At 68.7% G+C, this 18,224-nt stretch carries 15 protein-coding genes and 1 pseudogene; 2 read left to right on the top strand and 14 right to left on the bottom strand.

Annotated elements, in window-relative coordinates; genetic code table 11:
* Nucleotides 1–4: 4 nt before the first annotated feature.
* From IPG65_RS04105 to IPG65_RS04040, 14 genes and pseudogenes are all read right to left on the bottom strand, one after another.
* A complete protein-coding gene (locus IPG65_RS04105) occupies nt 5–883 on the bottom strand; it encodes an isocitrate lyase/PEP mutase family protein (protein ID WP_293188010.1) in 879 nt (292 codons plus the stop codon).
* The gene (locus IPG65_RS04100) at nt 880–2,283 is read right to left on the bottom strand and encodes an FAD-dependent oxidoreductase (protein ID WP_293188009.1); all 1,404 of its coding nucleotides are present in this window, start codon (nt 2,281–2,283) and stop codon (nt 880–882) included. The genes IPG65_RS04105 and IPG65_RS04100 overlap by 4 nt, the downstream gene beginning before the upstream one ends.
* Nucleotides 2,280–2,870 (bottom strand): cysteine hydrolase, encoded by a 591-nt coding sequence (locus tag IPG65_RS04095; RefSeq protein ID WP_293188008.1) that lies wholly within the window; start codon nt 2,868–2,870, stop codon nt 2,280–2,282. Before IPG65_RS04095 ends, IPG65_RS04100 begins: the two co-directional genes overlap by 4 nt.
* A complete protein-coding gene (locus IPG65_RS04090) occupies nt 2,867–4,945 on the bottom strand; it encodes a hydantoinase/oxoprolinase family protein (RefSeq protein ID WP_293188007.1) in 2,079 nt (692 codons plus the stop codon). The genes IPG65_RS04095 and IPG65_RS04090 overlap by 4 nt, the downstream gene beginning before the upstream one ends.
* Complete coding sequence (locus IPG65_RS04085; protein ID WP_293188006.1) at nt 4,942–6,624, bottom strand: hydantoinase B/oxoprolinase family protein; 1,683 nt, start codon at nt 6,622–6,624, stop codon at nt 4,942–4,944. Before IPG65_RS04085 ends, IPG65_RS04090 begins: the two co-directional genes overlap by 4 nt.
* Nucleotides 6,621–7,127: a 3-isopropylmalate dehydratase gene (locus tag IPG65_RS04080; RefSeq protein WP_293188005.1), complete on the bottom strand. Its 507-nt coding sequence runs from the start codon at nt 7,125–7,127 to the stop codon at nt 6,621–6,623. The genes IPG65_RS04085 and IPG65_RS04080 overlap by 4 nt, the downstream gene beginning before the upstream one ends.
* A complete protein-coding gene (locus IPG65_RS04075) occupies nt 7,124–8,422 on the bottom strand; it encodes a 3-isopropylmalate dehydratase large subunit (RefSeq protein ID WP_293188004.1) in 1,299 nt (432 codons plus the stop codon). Before IPG65_RS04075 ends, IPG65_RS04080 begins: the two co-directional genes overlap by 4 nt.
* Nucleotides 8,423–8,424: 2 nt before the next feature.
* Nucleotides 8,425–9,147, bottom strand: a complete 723-nt coding sequence (locus tag IPG65_RS04070) for an ABC transporter ATP-binding protein (RefSeq protein ID WP_293188003.1) — start codon at nt 9,145–9,147, stop codon at nt 8,425–8,427.
* On the bottom strand, nt 9,140–9,898 hold the full coding sequence (locus IPG65_RS04065) for an ABC transporter ATP-binding protein (protein ID WP_293188002.1): 759 nt from the start codon (nt 9,896–9,898) through the stop codon (nt 9,140–9,142). Before IPG65_RS04065 ends, IPG65_RS04070 begins: the two co-directional genes overlap by 8 nt.
* On the bottom strand, nt 9,891–10,853 hold the full coding sequence (locus IPG65_RS04060; protein ID WP_293188001.1) for a branched-chain amino acid ABC transporter permease: 963 nt from the start codon (nt 10,851–10,853) through the stop codon (nt 9,891–9,893). The genes IPG65_RS04065 and IPG65_RS04060 overlap by 8 nt, the downstream gene beginning before the upstream one ends.
* Nucleotides 10,850–11,722 carry a branched-chain amino acid ABC transporter permease gene (locus tag IPG65_RS04055; protein ID WP_293188000.1) on the bottom strand — a complete coding sequence of 291 codons (873 nt, stop codon included), beginning with the start codon at nt 11,720–11,722 and terminating at the stop codon, nt 10,850–10,852. Before IPG65_RS04055 ends, IPG65_RS04060 begins: the two co-directional genes overlap by 4 nt.
* A gap of 24 nt (nt 11,723–11,746) precedes the next feature.
* A pseudogene (locus IPG65_RS04050) lies at nt 11,747–12,950 on the bottom strand (ABC transporter substrate-binding protein).
* 149 nt (nt 12,951–13,099) lie between these two features.
* Entirely contained in the window at nt 13,100–13,894 is a 795-nt protein-coding gene (locus IPG65_RS04045) for a GntR family transcriptional regulator (RefSeq protein ID WP_293187999.1), read from the bottom strand.
* 104 nt (nt 13,895–13,998) lie between these two features.
* Nucleotides 13,999–14,955: a LysR family transcriptional regulator gene (locus IPG65_RS04040; protein ID WP_293187998.1), complete on the bottom strand. Its 957-nt coding sequence runs from the start codon at nt 14,953–14,955 to the stop codon at nt 13,999–14,001.
* A gap of 109 nt (nt 14,956–15,064) precedes the next feature.
* On the opposite strand from IPG65_RS04040, the gene IPG65_RS04035 reads away from it, so the two are divergent.
* Both IPG65_RS04035 and IPG65_RS04030 read left to right on the top strand, forming a co-directional pair.
* Nucleotides 15,065–16,231 (top strand): mandelate racemase/muconate lactonizing enzyme family protein, encoded by a 1,167-nt coding sequence (locus IPG65_RS04035; RefSeq protein WP_293187997.1) that lies wholly within the window; start codon nt 15,065–15,067, stop codon nt 16,229–16,231.
* A gap of 90 nt (nt 16,232–16,321) precedes the next feature.
* Nucleotides 16,322–18,175 (top strand): monovalent cation:proton antiporter-2 (CPA2) family protein, encoded by a 1,854-nt coding sequence (locus IPG65_RS04030; protein WP_293187996.1) that lies wholly within the window; start codon nt 16,322–16,324, stop codon nt 18,173–18,175.
* Nucleotides 18,176–18,224 lie beyond the last annotated feature (49 nt).

Raw genomic sequence — 18,224 nt, 5'->3', positions numbered from 1 at the left:
CTCTTCAGGGTTGACGGTCGGCATCGTAGCGGGCGCCCTGCTCCAGCAGCGCCGGCGTGCCGATCAGGGCGTTGAGCTGGTCGAAGTCGAGCATGTCCGCCTGCCAGGGGGCGGTGGTCTGGTGGGCCTTGAGACTGGCGAAATAGCCCTGCAAGGTGCGCGCGATGGCGCGCACCGTGCCGCCAGGAAAGATGACGATGCGGTAGCCCAGGCGCCCCAGCTCGTCGGCCGGCGTCACCGGCGTCTTGCCGCCTTCGACCATGTTGGCCAGCAGCGCAATGCGCCCGGCGAAGCGGGCCGCAGCATCGGCCAGCTGCGCCGGGCTGCGCAGGGCTTCGATGAACAGCGCATCCACCCCGCAGGCCAGGTAGGCCTCGGCCCGTTCCATGGTGCGGTCCCAGCCTTCGATGGCCAGGGCGTCGGTGCGCGCCATCACCAGGGTGTCGGCACTGTGGCGAGCGTCCAGCGCCGCCTTGAGCTTGCCGACCATCTCGGCCTGTGGCACTACCGTCTTGCCGTCCAGGTGGCCGCAACGCTTGGGAAAGCCCTGGTCCTCCAGCTGCACCATCGCCGCGCCCGCGCGCTCGAAACCGCGCACGGTGCGCTGCACGTTCAGCGCGTTGCCAAAACCCGTGTCCGCGTCCACGATGACCGGGCAGTCCACCCGCTCGGTGATGCGCGCGAGCGCGTCCTGCACCTCGCTGAAGGTGGTCAGGCCAATGTCGGAGCGGCCCAGGCGCGTGTAGGCCAGCGAAGCACCCGAGAGGTACAGCCCCTCGAACCCTGCCTGCTGCGCCAGCAAGGCGCTGAACGCATCGAACACACCCGGGCACAACAAGGGCGTGGGCGCCTGCAGGCGCTGACGCAGCGAAGGGGTGCTCATCGGGAGGTCTCCGGTTGCAGCTGGCGGGCCAGGCTGTCGGCCGCGATGAAGCCACCGGCCACCGCGCTGAGCAGGCCATTGCCCGAGAGGTAGCCACTGACATCGTGGCCCGACACGCCTCGCGCCGCACCGCCGGCGGCCCACAGGTTGGGCAGCGGCTGCCCGGTCCCGTCGAGCACCCGGCATTGCGCGTCCACGTCCAGCCCGCCCTGGGTGTGGAACAGGGCACCGGTCACCCGCACCGCGTGGAACGGCGCCTGGAGCGCGCGCTTGAAGCAGCGACCAAAGGAATTGGGGGTGTCCGGTGCCACCGCGGCCAGCGTGGCCTGCAGCGTGGACGGGTCGCAGCCGATCAGCGCAGCCAGCGCATCTACATCGGCACAGGTGCGCACGGCACCGGCCTGTTGCGCCTGGACAAAGTCCGGAAAACCCTGCGCCAGCGCCAGCACCGGGTCGTCGAACACGTTCCAGGCCTGTCCGCCGGGCTGCGCCACGACGTGCAGCGCTGCTTCGGAATAGCCCTGCGATTCGTCATGAAAGCGTTCTCCCCGGGCGTTGATCTGCACGCCGCCTTCGACCATCAGGGCCCAGGTGATCAGCACGGCGTGCGGCACCGCCCACGAACCGTGCCCCTGGTAGGCCCGCAGGTCGGCCAGGCGCGCGCCCAGGGCTTCGCCCCAGCGCACCGCCGTGCCGTCGTTGCCCGGGTGCCCGGCAAAGGTGGCGGCCACCATCTCGGGCACGAAGCGTTGCAACAGATCCGGCGCGCCGCCATAGCCGTTGCAGGCCAGCAGCAGCGCGTCGCAGGCCACCGCCTCCAGGCTGCCGTCGGGCCGCTGCAGCCGCACGCCCAACACGCGCTGCGCCTCGTCCACCACGAGCTCGCTGGCGCGGGCCTGGGTCAGCAACGGGATCCCGCAGCGCTGCTGCGCCTGCGCCAGCGCCTGGACGAGGGCCTCGCCGGTGCGCTCGCGCAAGGTGTGCATGCGGTGGCGCGTGTGGCCGGGGTACAGGAAGCCGTCGAGCACTTCCCATTGCAGGCCGTGGCGGTCGGCCAGGAAATCCAGCGCCGGCGCGATGGCTTCGGTGTAGGCCTGCACCAGGTGCGGCGCCGCTGTGCCGTGGGCCTTGTGCTGGATGTCCTGGGCAAAGCGCCCGGGCGAATCGTCCACCCCCAGCGCCCGCTGCACCCGGGTGCCTGCGGCGGGGATGAAGCCGGACGACAGGCTGGTCGACCCCGCCGGACGTTCGTCGCGTTCGGCCACCACGCACTCGATGCCCCGGTCCGCCAGCCGCAGCGCCGCGGTCAGGCCGCAAGCCCCGGCCCCGAGCACCAGCACCGCAACCTGCACCGGCGCGGTGAAGCCCGGCTCCACCACCACGCGGGTCGGCGCCGTCATGCCAGCCCCTCTTGCACGAAGGTGGCGGCGTCCACCACCCGGGCCACGCTGGCCATGTCGCTGAGCGCGGTGGCGTGGGCGTCGGCCTTGAATGCGGCGCAGCCGTCGGCGATCACCCAGGTGTCGTAGTCCCGCATGTGGGCGTCGCGCACGGAGCTGGCCACGCCGCCGTTGGTGACGATGCCGCACACCGCCACGCGGCCCACGCCGGCCTTGCGCAGCAGCCAGTCGAGCTGGGTGTTGAAGAAGGCCGAATAGGCGACCTTCTGCACGCACACATCGATCACCGGCTGCAACTCGTCCACACACGCCTGGCCGCGGCTGCCGGGGGCAAAGTCGCCCCGGCGCAGGAAGGGTCGCAGCCGCTGCAGGTGGGGCGAGATCATGGGTTCGCCGCTGGCGTCGGGCCACAGCGTGAACTGGCTGGCCACCACCATGCCCCCGGCGGCCTTGACCGCCCGCGCCACCGGCAGCACCCGTGCGGGAAGGCGCAGCGCCTCTGGGTTGGCGCAGCCACCCCGGGCGTACGCCCCGTCGCTGGCGAGGAAATCGTTCTGCAGGTCGATGATGACAAGAGCCGTTTTCATAGCGGGCGCAGGATGAGGTTGCCAAGCCGGTCGACACTGGCTTCAAAGCCGGGGTCCAGCCAGACGGTGGTGTCGGCCTGCTCGAAGATGGCCGGACCCGTGATGCGGTGCCCCACGGGCAACCGCAGCCGGTCATAGCGCAGGGCCTGCACCCACTGGCCTTTGACGTACACCGGCTGTTCGCCCAAGGGTTCGGTGCGGCCCTCCCCCTGGGGGGCGAGCAGCGTCAGGTCGAACTTGGGCCGCACGCCCACCAGGGCGTAGCGCAGGTTCATGACCCGGATCGGGATGCCGTCGAGCACGCGGCCGAACTCGGCGCGGTAGGTGGCCTCGAACGCGGCCTGCGTCGCAGCGGCGTCCAGCGCCTGCGCCTGCAGCGGCACGGCCACGGTGTGGGTCTGGCCCTGGTAGAGCATGTCCAGCGCGATCTCTTCGCGCACGCCCTCGAAACGCACGCCGGCGGAATCCAGCCGCTGGCGGCAGCGGCCGGCCAGGTCGCTGCGCAGCGCACGCAGCTGCGCGAAGTCCAGCGCCGCCAGGGGCTGGTTCAGCGTCTGCACCGCATCGTGGCGCATGTCGGCCATGACGCAACCCAGGGCCGAGGTCACGCCCGGGTAGCGCGGCACGATGCCGGTGGCGACGCCAACCTCACGCATCATGTCGCACACGTGCAGGCCGCCACCACCGCCGAACGGCATGTAGGCGAACTGCCGCGGATCGTGGCCTTTTTCGATCGAGACCAGCCGCATCGCACCGGCCATCTTGGCGTTGGCCACCGTGAGGATGGCCTCGGCCGCCTGCAGCACATCCATGCCCAGCGGCTCGGCCACGAAGCGACGGATGGCTTCGCGGGCCTTCTGCACATCCAGCGCGCCGAGCAAACCGCCGCCCAGCGGCCGTTCGGCGGCGATGCGGCCCAGCAGCACGTTGGCATCGGTGACGGTCGGGCGCTGATTGCCGCGTCCGTAGCAGGCCGGTCCCGGCACGCTGCCGGCCGACTCGGGGCCCACCTGCAGCATGCCCCCCACGTCCACGCTGGCGATGGAGCCGCCGCCGGCGCCGATGGTCTCGATCTGGATCATGGGCGAGCGCACCACCATGCCGAAGGCGATGCTGGTCTGCGCCGCCAGCGCGGCCCGCCCGCCGGCGATCAGGGAAACGTCGAACGAGGTGCCGCCGATGTCGCCGGTGATCACGTCCGGATAGCCAGCCGCCGTGGCCATGGCCGCGCAGGCGATCACACCGGCTGCGGGGCCCGACAGCGCGGTTTTCACCGGCAGCTCGCAAGCGGTCTGGCGCGACATCACGCCCCCGTTGCTCTGCACAATCAGCAACTCGCCGTCAAAGCCATGGTCGCGCAGATCGCCGTCCAGGCGTTCCAGGTAGCGGCCCACCACCGGCTGCAGGGCCGCGTTCAGGCTGGCCGTGGAGGCACGCTCGAACTCGCGGATCTCGGGCAGCACCTCGGCTGCGGACGTGACGTGCGCGTTCGGCCAGACCGCACGCACCGCTGCCACCGCCGCCCGCTCGTTGGCGGGATTGGCATAGGTGTTGATGAAGAACACGCAGACGGCTTCACACCCCTGCGTCAGCAGCGCGGCCGCGGCCTTGCGCACCTGCTCCAGGTCCACCGGCGTGTGCACGCTGCCGTCGGCCAGCACACGTTCGTCCACCTCCAGCCGTGCATCGCGCGGGATCAGCGGGTCAAAGCCGCCCCGCAAGCCCCAGGTCTGGGGCCGGTCGCGGCGGCGCATCTCCAGCACGTCGCGAAAACCGCGGGTGGTGATCAGCCCCGTGCGGGCAACCTTGCGCTCCAGCAGCGCGTTGGTGCCCACCGTGGTGCCGTGAATGATGGTGGCGAGGCTGGAAGCGTCCGACGCGTTGGCGCCGTCGGCGGCCAGCACGCGGGCAATGCCGTTCATGAAGCCCACCGACTCTTCGCCCCGCGTGGACGGCACCTTGACGATGTCGACCCGCGAGCTGGTTTCGTCAAGCACGAAAAGGTCAGTGAAGGTGCCACCGACGTCCACGCCTACCACGCGGCGGGCGCCCTGGTTGTCCGGGGCCTGGCTCATGACAGCTCCCCGCCCAAACGGCTCACGTAGCCCTGGGCCACATCGGCCTCGCGCGCCTGCGCCGGCCTGGCCGACGGCGGTCCGTAGCCGCCGCCGCCCGGGGTCTCCAAACGCACGCGGTCGCCGCGCTGCAGCTGGATGCCCAGCATCTTCGACGCCATGGGCGGGCGGTGCCACTGCCCTGCGCTGTGGAAGCTGAACACGTTGACAGCAGCGGGCTGGCCGCCTGCAATGCCCTTGGGCGCGGCGCGCCCGCGCTCACCGAAGATGAAACCCTGCGCCGACTGCTCCAGCAGCTCGATCTCGTAGATTGCACCCAGGCCACCGCGGTGCTCGCCGTCGCCACCCGAATCGGGCCGCAGCGACCATTGCGTGAAGCGCACCGGGTACGCGGCCTCCAGGATCTCCAGCGGCGGGATGGTCGCGGTGGAGATGGGCGCGTTGCCGTGGTTCAGGCCGTCACCGCCCGCATGGGCACCGTGGCCGCCGCCGAAGAAGCTGAACATGACCCAGCGCTGCCCCTGGCGCGCCGCGTCGCTGCGGTGGCCGGCGATGGACAGCGCGTTGATGGTGCCGTAGGCCTGGGCTACCGAGCGCCGGGGATCGGCCAGCGCGGCCGCGCTGAACACCACGTCGATCATGCGCAGGATGGTTTCGGTGTAGCCCCCCACCGGTCGCGGGCGCTGGGCGGTGATGACCAGCCCCTCGGGCATCACGAAGTCGACCGCATCGAGCACGCCCGCATTGGCCGGCACGTCCGGGAACAGGTGCTTGAGCGCCACGTAGCAGGCGGCCACGGCGGTCGCGCGGGAGATGTTGACTGGCCCCGCACACTGGGGCGAGCTGCGCGAGAAGTCGAGCGTGAGCCGCTCGCCGGCCACCGTCATGTCCAGCGCGATGGTCAGCGGCACATCGGTCACGCCGTCGTTGTCCAGCGTGTCCTCGAAGGCGTAGGCGCCATCGGGCAGGGACGCGATCTCGGCCCTCATCAGCCGGCGCGCACGCTCGCGCAGCGCCTGCAGGGCCTGCAGCACCAGGGGTTCGCCGTAGGCGTCCAGCAGGTCGGCCAGGCGGCGCTCGCCCAGTTCCAGGGCGGCCAGCTGGCCGTTGAGGTCGCCCCACAGGCTGTCGGGCAGGCGGGTGTTGGCCATCAGGATGGCGAGCACGTCCGGGTTGAGCTGGCCGCCCTGCACGATGCGTACCGGCGGGATCTGCACCGCCTCCTGCCAGCATTCGGTGGCCGCCGGGTTGTAGTTGCCGGGCACGGCGCCGCCCACGTCGTGCCAGTGTGCGGCCGACGCGATAAAGCACACCAGCTGGCCGTCGCGGAAGATGGGGCGCACCAGCTTGAAGTCGTTGGCGTGGGTTCCGCCCTCGTACGGGTCGTTGAACAGCCAGGTGTCGCCGGGCTGCATGCCACCGTGGCGCCCGGCGGCGCGGATGGCGGCGCGCACCGCGAAGGCCATGGCGCCCACAAACACCGGCAGGCCGGACTTGCCCTGCACCAGCGTGTCGCCGCTGCGCGCGTCGTACAGCCCGTGGCAGGCGTCGTGGGCCTCGGCGATGATGGGGTTGAAGGCGCTGCGGTACAGGGTCGCGTCCATCTCGTCGGCGATCTGCTCCAGGCGCCCCTTGAGCACCGCAAGGGTGACGGGATCGATCGGGACAACAGCGGTCATGGGGTTCCTCGGGCAAGTCGTTGTTTCAGCTCGTTGAGCAGGCCGCCGCAGCGCACCCGCTCCACAAGAAAAGGCGGCACGGGGTCGCAGGTCAGGCGCTCGCCACCGGCGCGCAGCAGGCCCGCGGCCAGCGGGTCGGCGTGGTCCAGGCCCACCCGTTCGCCCTCCTCCAGCCGCTCGGCCTGGGCGCAGGTCAGCAGCAGCAGGCCGACGTTGAAAGCGTTACGGAAAAACAGGCCGCTGTAGCTGGGCGCCACCACCGCCTGCACCCCCAGCGCGACCAGCACCGCCGCGGCCTGTTCGCGCGAGGAGCCGATACCGAAATTGGGCCCGGCCACCAGCAGGTCGCCGGGGCGCACGCCGCCGGCGAAATCCGGCCGCAGCGATTCGAGACAGTGGCGGGCGATCACGTCCATGCCGTGTTTCATGGCGTGGCCCGGGGCCAGCGCATCGGTGTCGACATCGGCGCCCAGGCGCCAGACGCGGTGCAGGGGTGCGCTCATGCCAGCACCTCGCGGGGGTCGGTGATGCAGCCCCGCAGGGCCGACGCGGCCACGGTGTAGGGCGAGGCCAGAAACACCTCGGCCTCGGCCGAGCCCATGCGCCCCTTGAAGTTGCGCGCCGTGGTGGCGATCACGCGTGTCGCCCCTTGCACCGCCTGGCCGTAGCCGGCGCAGGCGCCGCAGGCGCTGGGCAGGAACTCGGCGCCGCACTGGCGTAAGGCGTCGGCAATGCCTTCGCGTTCGGCTCGCTGCTGGTCGTGCACGCTGGCAGGCGCCACCAGCAGGCGCACGCCGGGGGCCACACGGCGCCCGCGCAGCACCCGGGCTGCGGCCCGAAGGTCTTCCAGCTTGGCCCCGGTGCAGGCGCCGATGTAGGCCAGCTGCACCGCCTCGCCCGCGGTGTGGCCCACCGGTTGGCTGTTGGCCGGGCTGTGCGGCGAGGCCACCATGGGCGGCAGGCTTGCCGCATCGAACGCGTGTTCAGTCACGGCGGCGCCTTCATCGGTCTGCCACTGCGCCAGGTCGGCCGCGGCCATGCCCTGCTTGACACCGGCCTCGTGCAGCCAGGCGGCGGTGGTGGCATCGGGCGCGATCAGCCCGGCCTGCGCCCCGAGCTCGGCGCTCATGTTGGACAGCGTCATGCGCTCGGCCATGCCCAGGCCCCGCACCGTGCTGCCGGCGAATTCCACCGCCTGGTAGCCGCCGCCGTTCATGCCGAAGCGGCCGATCATGTGCAGCATCATGTCCTTGGCGCAGACGCCATCGGCCAGCGCACCTTCCCAGCGCATGCGCAGGGTGTGGGGCACGCGCAGCCAGATCTCGCCGGTGACCACCACCCCCAGCATTTCGGTGCTTCCGATGCCGAACATGTAGCAGCCGAACGCGCCGCCGGTGGGCGAATGCGAATCGCCACCGACGCAGAAAAGCCCCGGCCGCAGGTGGCCTTTTTGCGGCAGCACCACGTGGCAGATGCCCTGGCTGTCGTGCACGTGCGGCAGCGCCTGGTCGCGCGCCCAGTCGCGGGCGATGCGCACGATGCGCCGCGCGTCTTCGTCGGCTTCGGGCACAAAGTGGTCCATCACCAGTACCACCCGGGATTTGTCCCAGATCGGCGCACCGAGCTCTTCGAGCATGGGCTTGAGCCGCCGCGGGCCCGAAGAGTCGTGGAACATGGCCAGGTCGACCCGGCAGTTGACGATGTCGCCTTCGCGCACCACCGGGACGCCGGCGGCGCGGGCGATCAGTTTCTGGGCCAGGGTCTGTGGCGTTGGTGCCGTGGCGTCGGGTGTGCGCATGGTCACAGCCCCAGGTAGGCCTTGCGCAGCTCGTCGGAGCCCATGAGTTCGCCGGGCAATCCGCTGAAGCGCAGGGCGCCGTTTTCCATCACGTACACCCGGTCGGCCAGCTCCAGCGATTGCGCCACGTTCTGCTCCACCAGCAGGATCGACAGGCCCTCGGCGTTCAGGCGCCGGATGAGCGCGAACATCTCCTCCACCAGCAGCGGCGACAGGCCGAACGAGGGCTCGTCGAGGATCAGCAGCTTGGGCTCGGCCATCAGCCCACGGCCGATGGCCAGCATCTGCTGCTCGCCGCCGCTCATGGTGCCGGCCAGCTGCGCCGTGCGTTCCTTCAGGCGCGGGAATATCGCAAACACCCGCTCCAGATTGGCGGCCCGCTGGCCGCGGGCCCGCGTGAACGACCCCAGTTCCAGGTTCTCCAGCACGCTCAGGTTGGGGAATATCTTGCGGCCCTCGGGCACCTGGATCAGACCGGCTGTGACCACCGTACGGTAGTGGGCGCCGGACAGGTCGGCTCCGTTGAACTGCACACGCCCCGCCCAGGCGGGGTTGATGCCACAGAGGGTGTTGTTGAAGGTGGTCTTGCCCGCACCGTTGCTGCCCAGCAGCGCCACGGTTTCGCCACGACGCACGCTCAGATCGATGCCGCGCAGCACCTCGGTGCGGCCGTAACCGCCGGTGAGCCCGTGCACATCGAGCAAGGGGGTGGTCGGATCAGTCATGGGGGCCTCCGGCGGCGCGCAAACGGGCAGCGGTGCCCACCCCCAGGTAGGCCTCGATGACCCGGTCGTTGCGGGTCACGGCCTGGGGCGTGCCCTGGGCGATCAGTTCGCCCTGGGCCAGCACCCAGACGTGTTCTGCCAGGTTCATCACGGCCTGCATCACGTGCTCGATCATCAGCACCGTCACGCCGCCGTCGGCAATGGAGCGGACCACCGGGATCATGTCGCCGATTTCCTGCGGGTTCAGGCCAGCGAGCACCTCGTCCAGCAGCAGCAGGCGCGGCTCGGTGGCCAGGGCGCGGGCCAGCTCCAGGCGCTTGCGGCCCGCCACGGTGAGGTCGGACGCTGGCTTGTCCAGCTGCGGCCCCAGGCCGACCCGGTGGGCCACCGCCTCGGCCTGCGCCAGCGCGTCGGCACGTTGGTGGTGGCGCAGGTGCGCCCCCACCGCGATGTTCTCGCGCACCGTCTGCGCGGCAAACGGTTGCACGATCTGGAAGGTGCGGGCCATGCCCAGCCGGGCGTTGAGGTGCGGGGCCTGCCCCGTGATGTCCTGACCCGCCAGTTCGATCTGGCCCTCGTCGGCGGCGATGAAGCCCGACATGAGGGCAAAAAGGGTGGTTTTCCCAGCCCCGTTCGGTCCGATCAGGGCGGTGAGCGAGCCCTCTGGCACGTCGAGCGACACCCGGCTGACGGCCTTGAGACCGCCGAAGGTCTTGGACACACCGGCCACGCGCAGCAGTGTTTCAGCCACGGTCTTGCCCTTTCCAGAGGCGGGTCACGGACTGCCCGATACCGGCGATACCGCGGGGAAAGAACATCACGATCAGCACCAGCACGCTGCCGTAGATCACCATGTTGATGCCCGGGAACTCGCCGAAAAGGTTGCGCGTGAGGTCGGCCAGCAGGTGCAGGGCGAACGCGCCGAGCAAGGGCCCCCACAGCGTGCCGATGCCGCCCACGATCGCCGCCACCAGCGCCTCCACCGAGGTGTGCGATCCGAAGGCGATGGCGGGGTCGATGTACTGGAACACCTGCACGTAGAACGCGCCGGCCAGCCCCATGAAACCGCCCGACAGCGCGATCGCACCCAGCTTGACACGGAAGGGGTCCACGCCAATGGCACGGGCCGCGTCCTCGTTGTCGCGCACGGCTTGCAGGTAGGCCCCGAAGCGCGAATGCTGCAGCCAGCGGGTGACCAGCAAGGCCACCACCACCAGCACCAGCATCAGGTAAAGGTAACCCGCGCGGGACCCGAATTGCAGGTTGGCCGCCGACTCCCTGAGCGGGATCATGAGCCCCACGCCGGCACCGGTGAACGGCACCGACAGGGCCAGGATGCGGCAGACCTCGGCGAACGCCAGCGTGACCAGCGCGAAGTAGGACCCTTTGAGTCCGTAGCGGAAACTCAACGCCCCAACGAGCACGCCGACCATGGCACCGGTCAGCCCGGCGAGCACAAGGGCCACCCAGGGGTTCAGGCCGCCTTGCAGCTGGCCGATGGCCTGCACATAGGCGCCGAAGCCGAAAAACAGGGCGTGCCCGAACGAGAACTGGCCGCCAAACCCGCCGAGCAGGTTCCAGGCCTGTGCCAACAGGCTGGCGTACAGCGCCATCATGACGAAGTTCAGCAAGGCACCGGAGTCGGTGACCAGGGGCACCGCGGCCATGGCGAGCGCAAACAGCGCGATGTGGAGCAGCGATTTCATGCCTTGGCTCCAAACAAGCCCTGGGGCCGGAACAGCAGCACCCCGATGAAGATGAGGAAGATGCCGATCTGGCCGAGCGATTCGCCCAGGAAGAGGCCACCCAGCGACTCGACCACACCGATCACCAGCCCGCCCAGCAGGGCGCCGCCAAAGCTGCCCATTCCGCCAAAGACCACGATGGTGAAGGCCACCAGCACGAACCCGTTGCCCACCTGCGGGTTGACGTAATAGGCCGGGAGCAGGAAGCAGGCCGCAGCCCCCAGGCAGGCCAGCCCGATGCCGAAGCTCATGGCGTAGATGTGGTCCACGTCGATGCCCATGAGCCGGGCGCCCTGCTTCTCTTTGGACACAGCCCGGATCGCCCGGCCCAGATCGGTCCGGTTGATCATGAACAGCAGCAGCGCAGACACCACCAGCGCACCCCCGAATGCGATGAGTTTGGGCAGCGCAATGAAGGCCGGGCCGATCTGGACGGTGCTCAGGGTGTAGGCCGTGTCGATGGTCCGGGTGTCCGACTGGAAAGCCAGCAGCGCGAGGTTCTCCATCACGATGGAAATGCCCAGCGTGACCAGCAGGATGTTCTCGTCCTTGCCATGGCTGGCGCGGTTGATCACGACGCGCTGCAGCACATAGCCCAGCACAAACATGCCGGCCACCATCACCGGCAGGGCCATGTAGGGATCGATACCCAGGTGCTGCTTGAGCAGGTACACGCCGTACAGCGCCATCATCAACGACGCCCCGTGGGCGAAGTTGATGATGTGCAACACGCCGTAGATCAGCGTCAGCCCCAGGGCAATGAGGGCGTACACCGCCCCGGTGGTCATTCCGTTGAGCACGGACGGGACCACGATCGCGAGATCGAACATGGTGGAAAACCCGGGCGGTGGGGATCAGGCCTTGAGCGGGAACAGCGGCTCGGCCTGGCGGTAGTCGCGCGGAATGATGACCTTGATGTCCTTGTCCAGCACCTGGGTCATCAGGGGTCGCCCGCCGGTGTTCTGGCCGTCGACGAACTGGGTCGGGCCGTACGGCATGAAGTGGTTGGAGAAGGTGCTTTTCTCCAGCGCCGCGATGATGGCCGCGCGGTCGGTGGACCTGGCACGCTCCAGGGCATCGGCCAGCAGCATCATGGCCGTGTAGGTCATGAACAGCTCATAGCTGAAGAACAGCTTCTGCGCTTCGGCGCGCTTCTTGAGCGCCTGGGCCCGCGGGTCCTTGGGGTTGAACCAGTGGTTGCAGTCGATGATGCCGTTCGGCGGCGTCGGGGAACTCCTTGACGAACTTGTAGCTCGACGCCGCGCCGCCGAGCACCGAATAGATCGCCTTCGGCACTACCTTTTGCTGCTGCATCGTGCGCACCAGCAGCGCGTACTCGTTGTAGTAGTTGGCCGGGATCAGGATGTCGGGGTTGACCGCCTTCATGCGCAGCACGATGTTGTTGAAGTCGCGCGTGGGGTTGGCGTGCTTGATGACCTCCTTCACCTCGAAGCCGAAGCCCGGCAGCTCGCGCGCCAGCAGGTTGGCGGTGCCGGTGCCGAACAGCGACTCTTCGTGGATGATCATCACCGTTCTGGCCGGGCTTTTCGCGATTGCGTTGAGCACCTTCAGATTGACCATCGCAAGGTCGGCCACGGCCTTGTAGCCCGGGCCGAACCGGAAGGTGTTCTTCAGGCCGCGCTGCACGATCTGGTCGGCCACCCCCACATCCACGATGTGCGGCAGGTTGTACTTTGCCGCGGCCTGGGTGGTCGCCAGACAGATGGTCGAGGCAAAGGCCCCGACCACCGCGCTGACGCCCGCCTCGTTGAGTTTTTCCACTTCAGCCGCGCCGGCCTGCGGCTGGGACTGCGCGTCGGCCAGCAGCGCCTCGATCCTGGCGCCTCCCAGCGACTTGATGCCCCCGGCCTTGTTGATGTCCTCGATGGCCATCAGCGCTCCCGCCCGGCACTGCTGGCCGGAATACGCCAGCGCGCCGGTGACCGGGTGCAACACCCCGACCTTCACGGGCGCGGGCTGCGCGCCCGCCACCAGCGGGAATGCCAGCGTCGACGCGGCGGCTGCGGATTGGACGACAAATTCACGACGGTTACTCATGGCAATCTCCTGAACAGAAAAAGGCCGTCCGACGCATCACGCGTGGCGGGTGGAACACACCAGCGCGCAACGCGCTGGCAACAAAACCCATCAGTGGGCCCCTTGCAGGTGGCCCACTGGCGGATGCGATCACCGACTCGCTGGCGCATTCAATGGAACTGCGCCGACAACTCGCTGCTGACCCACACGCGCGCATCGATATCGCCCACGCGGGACAGCTTCATCTCATATTCGTAACGATCGGGCCGGTACAGCCCGTGCAGCCACTGGATCGGCCGGTCTTCCGAATCGAACACCAGGCGGCGCACCGCCAACAGCGCCGACCCCACCGGCACTTCCAGCAGCTTGGCCGTGCTGGCATCGGCCAGGCGGGCCGAAATGTGCTGCTCCGCACGCCCCAGGTTCACACCGCTTTTCTCCAGCAGCACCAGGATGGGTTCGCGCGCCAGCTCGGCACGCCCGAAATGCGAGGTGAGCCGCGCCGGCACGTAAGTGGTGATGTGGGACACCGGCCCGTTGCGCGTGCTGCGCACGCGGACTGCCTTTTGCACGGCATCACCCACGGGGATGTCCAGGGCCTGGGCGACCGCCTGCGAGGCCTGTATCTGCGATAGATCCACCACCTTGATGCGGGTGCCCATGCTGATACTCACCAGGTTGTCGAGCAGACCCGTGCGTCCGCTGCGTCGCGCGCCTGCGTCGGCGACCGCGGGGCTGGACAGCGCCGCCGGCTTGACGACCGTGCCGCGGCCCCGCTGCCGGGTGATCAGGCCCTCGGACGACAACAGCTCCAGGGCCTTGCGAACCGTGACACGGGCCACGCCGAACTGCTGCACAAGGCTGATCTCGCCGGGCATTCCCTGCGCGAACTTGCCCTCCAGCAAACCCTCCTTGAGCACCAGGTAGATCTGGTGGTACTTGGGAAGGGGCATGTCCGCTTGCATGCAGGGATATTGAATGAAGTCCTATTGTTCTGTCAATAGGACTTTTCATGTCTGCACGCCCCCCGGTTGCGATTCGATGCCGCGACGACCACGCAGATGCCCGCTCAGGGGAGAGAGCAACAACTACGAATCCTCACACTGGCAGCGCCGCTCTTCAGACCCCTGTTGGCCCCCGCCGCACGCCAGAAACCCTGGGCCGCCGGCGTACCCGCCGCCGCGTCGCGGTACAGCCGCAGCTCCAGCGGCACCTGCCAGGCGGGCGCCCCCGCCAGCACCAGCCGGCCCGCGTCCAGGTCGTCCTGCACCAGCGTGGCGGGCAACCAGGCCACACCGCGACCATCCACCGCCATGGTCTTGAGTACCGTCGCCAGATGGGCCGTGACCACGGGTCGCGCACCCAGGGCCTGCAGCGCGGCGCCGTGCACGGCTTGCACCACGCGGCCTATGCCGGATTCAGCGCTGTAGGCCAGCAGCGGAACGCCGCCTGCGGCTTTGCCGTCCAGCTTGTGCAGCGGCTTGCCCCCGCGCGCCGGTGCAGTTACGGGCAACAGCGCATCCTGGCCCACCCGCAACCACGGGAAACCCGCCGCATCCAGGGCGCCGGGCGCGGCTGCGTGCGCATGGCACAGCAAAAACTGCACGCGGCCTTGTTGCAACAGGGCCTCGCACTGCTGCAGCACATCAGACACCAGCCGCACCGGGCCCAGCGTGGTGTGGGTCTCCAGCCCGCGCAGCCAGCCGGGCAGGAAGGTGAACGACAGCGCATGGGTGGCGGCCAGGCGCAGCGTGGCCGACGTGGATTCGGCCAGCGCCTGCGCGTCAGCGGGCAGGCGGGCGGTGCGCGCCAGCAACTCGTGCGCCACGCCCAGAAACCATTCGCCGGTGGCCGTCAGCCGCGCGGGTTGCGAGCTGCGGTCAAACAACGCCACGCCCAGCCAGTCCTCCAGCGCGCGGATGCGCCGGCTGAATGCGGGCTGCGTCATGTGGCGCGCATCGGCCGCGCGAGAGAAATTGCCTGTCTCGGCCAGAGCCAGGAAGTCATGGAGCCAGGACAGGTTCATGGTTGGTGTAATGCGCGGTTATTCCAGGGCATCAAAGCAGAGAAAACGGGCATTGGCGCCAATGGCGCAACCCCGCCATCATCGCACCCTGACCCTTTGGAGCCCACCCATGAAAATCGTTGAAATCCGCGAAAAGACCTGCCCTATCAGTTCCCCCATCCGCAACGCCTACATCGACTTCAGCAAGATGACGCTGAGCCTGGTGGCCGTGGTGACCGACGTGGTGCGCAACGGCAAGCCGGTGATCGGCTACGGCTTCAACTCCAACGGCCGCTACGGCCAGGGCATGCTGATGCGCGAGCGATTCATCCCCCGCATCCTGGAAGCCGAACCAGACAGCCTGCTGGATGAGTCAGGCCACAACATCGACCCGCACAAGGTCTGGGCCACGATGTTCACCAACGAAAAGCCCGGCGGCCACGGTGAACGGTCCGTCGCCATTGGCACCATCGACATGGCCATCTGGGACGCTGTGGCCAAGATCGAAGGCAAGCCCCTGTTCCAGCTGCTGGCCGACCGCTATGGCAACGGCACGGCCAACCGCCGGGTGTTCGTTTACGCAGCCGGCGGCTACTACTACCCGGGCAAGGACGACGCCAAGCTCAAGGACGAGATGCGCAGCTACCTGGACCGCGGCTACAACGTGGTCAAGATGAAGATCGGAGGCGCGAGCCTGGGCGACGACCTGCGCCGCATTGATTCGGTGCTGTCCATCCTGCAGGACGGCCAGCGCCTGGCGGTGGACGCCAACGGCCGCTTCGACCTGGACACCGCCATTGCCTATGCCAAGGCGCTGTCGCCATACAACCTGTTCTGGTACGAAGAAGCCGGCGACCCGCTGGACTACGAGCTGCAGGCCACATTGCGCAACTACTACGCCAACCCCATGGCCACGGGCGAAAACCTGTTCTCGATGCAGGACGCGCGCAACCTCATCCGCCACGGCGGCATGCGCGCTGACCGCGACTGGTTGCAGTTTGACTGCGCCCTGAGCTACGGCCTGGTGGAATACCTGCGCACGCTGGACATGCTGCGCCAGCACGGCTGGTCGCCCAGCCGCTGCATCCCGCACGGCGGCCACCAGATGTCGCTGGCCATTGCGGCCGGCCTGGGCCTGGGCGGCAACGAGTCCTACCCCGACCTGTTCCAGCCCTTCGGCGGCTTCCCCGACGGCGTGAAGGTGGACGGCGGCCATGTGATGCTGCCCGAGCTGCCGGGCATCGGCTTTGAAGGCAAGGCCGACCTGCACCGCGAGATGAGCGCGCTGGCGTCGTAGTCGGCGATTCGGGGGGCGCCAAAAGAGGGGGCGCGGTAGACTTTGCGGTCGCATCCCGCAACACCCCTCGAAACCCCGGAAGCACTCTCCATGGCCGCAGAAGCAGGCACCGAACTCGTCAAGGTCGTCGTCCTGCTGGCCGCGGGCGTCATTGCGGTGCCGCTGTTCAAGCGGCTGGGGCTGGGCTCGGTGCTGGGTTACCTGGCCGCGGGCCTGGCCATCGGGCCCTTTGGCCTGGCCTTTTTCAGCGAGGCGCAGACCATCCTGCATGTGGCCGAGCTGGGCGTGGTGATGTTCCTGTTTGTCATCGGGCTGGAGATGCAGCCCACCAAGCTGTGGTCCATGCGCCGCCAGATCTTTGGCCTGGGGCTTATGCAAGTGGCGGTGTGCACGGCGCTGCTTTCGGGCCTGGGCATGCTGGGCGGCCTGTCGGGCAAGGTGGCGTTCATTGCGGCGGCGGGTTTTGTGCTGTCGTCCACCGCCATCGTCATGCAGCTGCTGGATGAGCGCGGCGACACCTCCACCCCGCGCGGCCAGCGCATCGTGTCCATCCTGCTGCTGGAAGACCTGGCCATCGTGCCGCTGCTGGCCATTGTGGCCTTCATGGCGCCCGCGCCGGCCGAGGCAGAGGTCTCGCGCTGGGTCACGGTGGGCGTGGCCGTGGCGGCCGTGGTGGGGCTGATTGGCGTCAGCCGCTGGCTGCTGAACCCGTTGTTCCGCGTGCTGGCGCATGCCAATGCGCGCGAGGTCATGACGGCCGCCGCACTGCTGGTGGTGCTGGGTGCCGCCCTGGCCATGCAGTGGGGCGGGCTGTCCATGGCCATGGGCGCGTTTGCAGCCGGCGTGATGCTGTCCGAGTCCACTTTTCGCCACCAGCTGGAGGCGGATATCGAGCCGTTTCGCGGCATTCTGCTGGGCCTGTTCTTCATGAGCGTGGGCATGTCGCTGGACATCAAGCTGGTGCTAGCCGACTGGAAGCTGCTGCTGGGCGCCGTGTTGGCGTACATGGCGCTCAAAAGCGCGGGCATCTACGCAGTGGCGCGTGCCACCAAAGCCAGCCACGCCGACGCATTGCAACGTGCTGCGCTGATGGCGCAGGGCGGCGAATTTGCCTTTGTGCTGTATTCCGCGGCCACTACAGCGGGCATCGTGGAAGGCAACGTGAATGCGCTGCTGACGGCAGCCATCATCCTGTCCATGGCGCTCACCCCGCTGGCCGTGCTGTCGCTGCGCTGGGTCATGCCGGCGCCGCCCCCGCCCAGCATGGACGGGATAGAGGACGTGATGGCGGGCGACGCGCAGTCGGGCAGCGTGCTGGTGATCGGCTTCGGCCGATTCGGCCAGATCGCCAGCCAGGCGCTGCTGGCGCGCGGCATTGATGTGGTGATCATTGAAAACGACACCGACATGATCCGCGCTGCGGCGCAGTTCGGCTTCAAGGTGTTTTACGGCGATGGCACGCGGCTGGACGTGTTGCACGCCAGCGGCGCCAGCCACGCCAAGGCCATTTTGGTGTGCGTGGACCAAAAGGAAGTCACCAGCAAAATTGTCGGCCTGCTCAAACATGAATGCCCGCTGACGCCGGTGCTGGCGCGCGCCTACGACCGCCAGCATGCCATCGAGCTGATCCGCCACGGCGTGGACTACCAGATACGCGAGACGTTTGAATCCGCCCTGGCCTTTGGCGCCCAGGCGCTGCGTGTGTTTGGCGTGCAGGAGGTTGACATCACCGAAGTGGCCGAAGACATCCGCCGCCGCGACGCGCAGCGGCTGCAGCTGCAGATGGCTGGCACGCCGGTCAGTGGTGTTGACCTGATGCACGGCCAGCGCTGGCAGCCCACGCCGCTGACCCAGCCGCAGCGCGAGGGCCGCGCGCTGAACGAAGAGGCGGCGGATGCGATGGAGCAGGCAGCCGAGCCTGTGTCGCCCGTTTCGCCGTCATAGACAACGCACTGCGCGGAGCTATCATCCGCAAACCTTTCTACCAGCCGGA

Source organism: Ottowia sp., assembly GCF_016703145.1.
Classification (GTDB): Bacteria; Pseudomonadota; Gammaproteobacteria; order Burkholderiales; family Burkholderiaceae_C; genus Ottowia.
The sequence above is the reverse complement of the archived record's forward strand: the minus strand, read 5'-3'. Positions and strand labels throughout refer to the sequence as shown.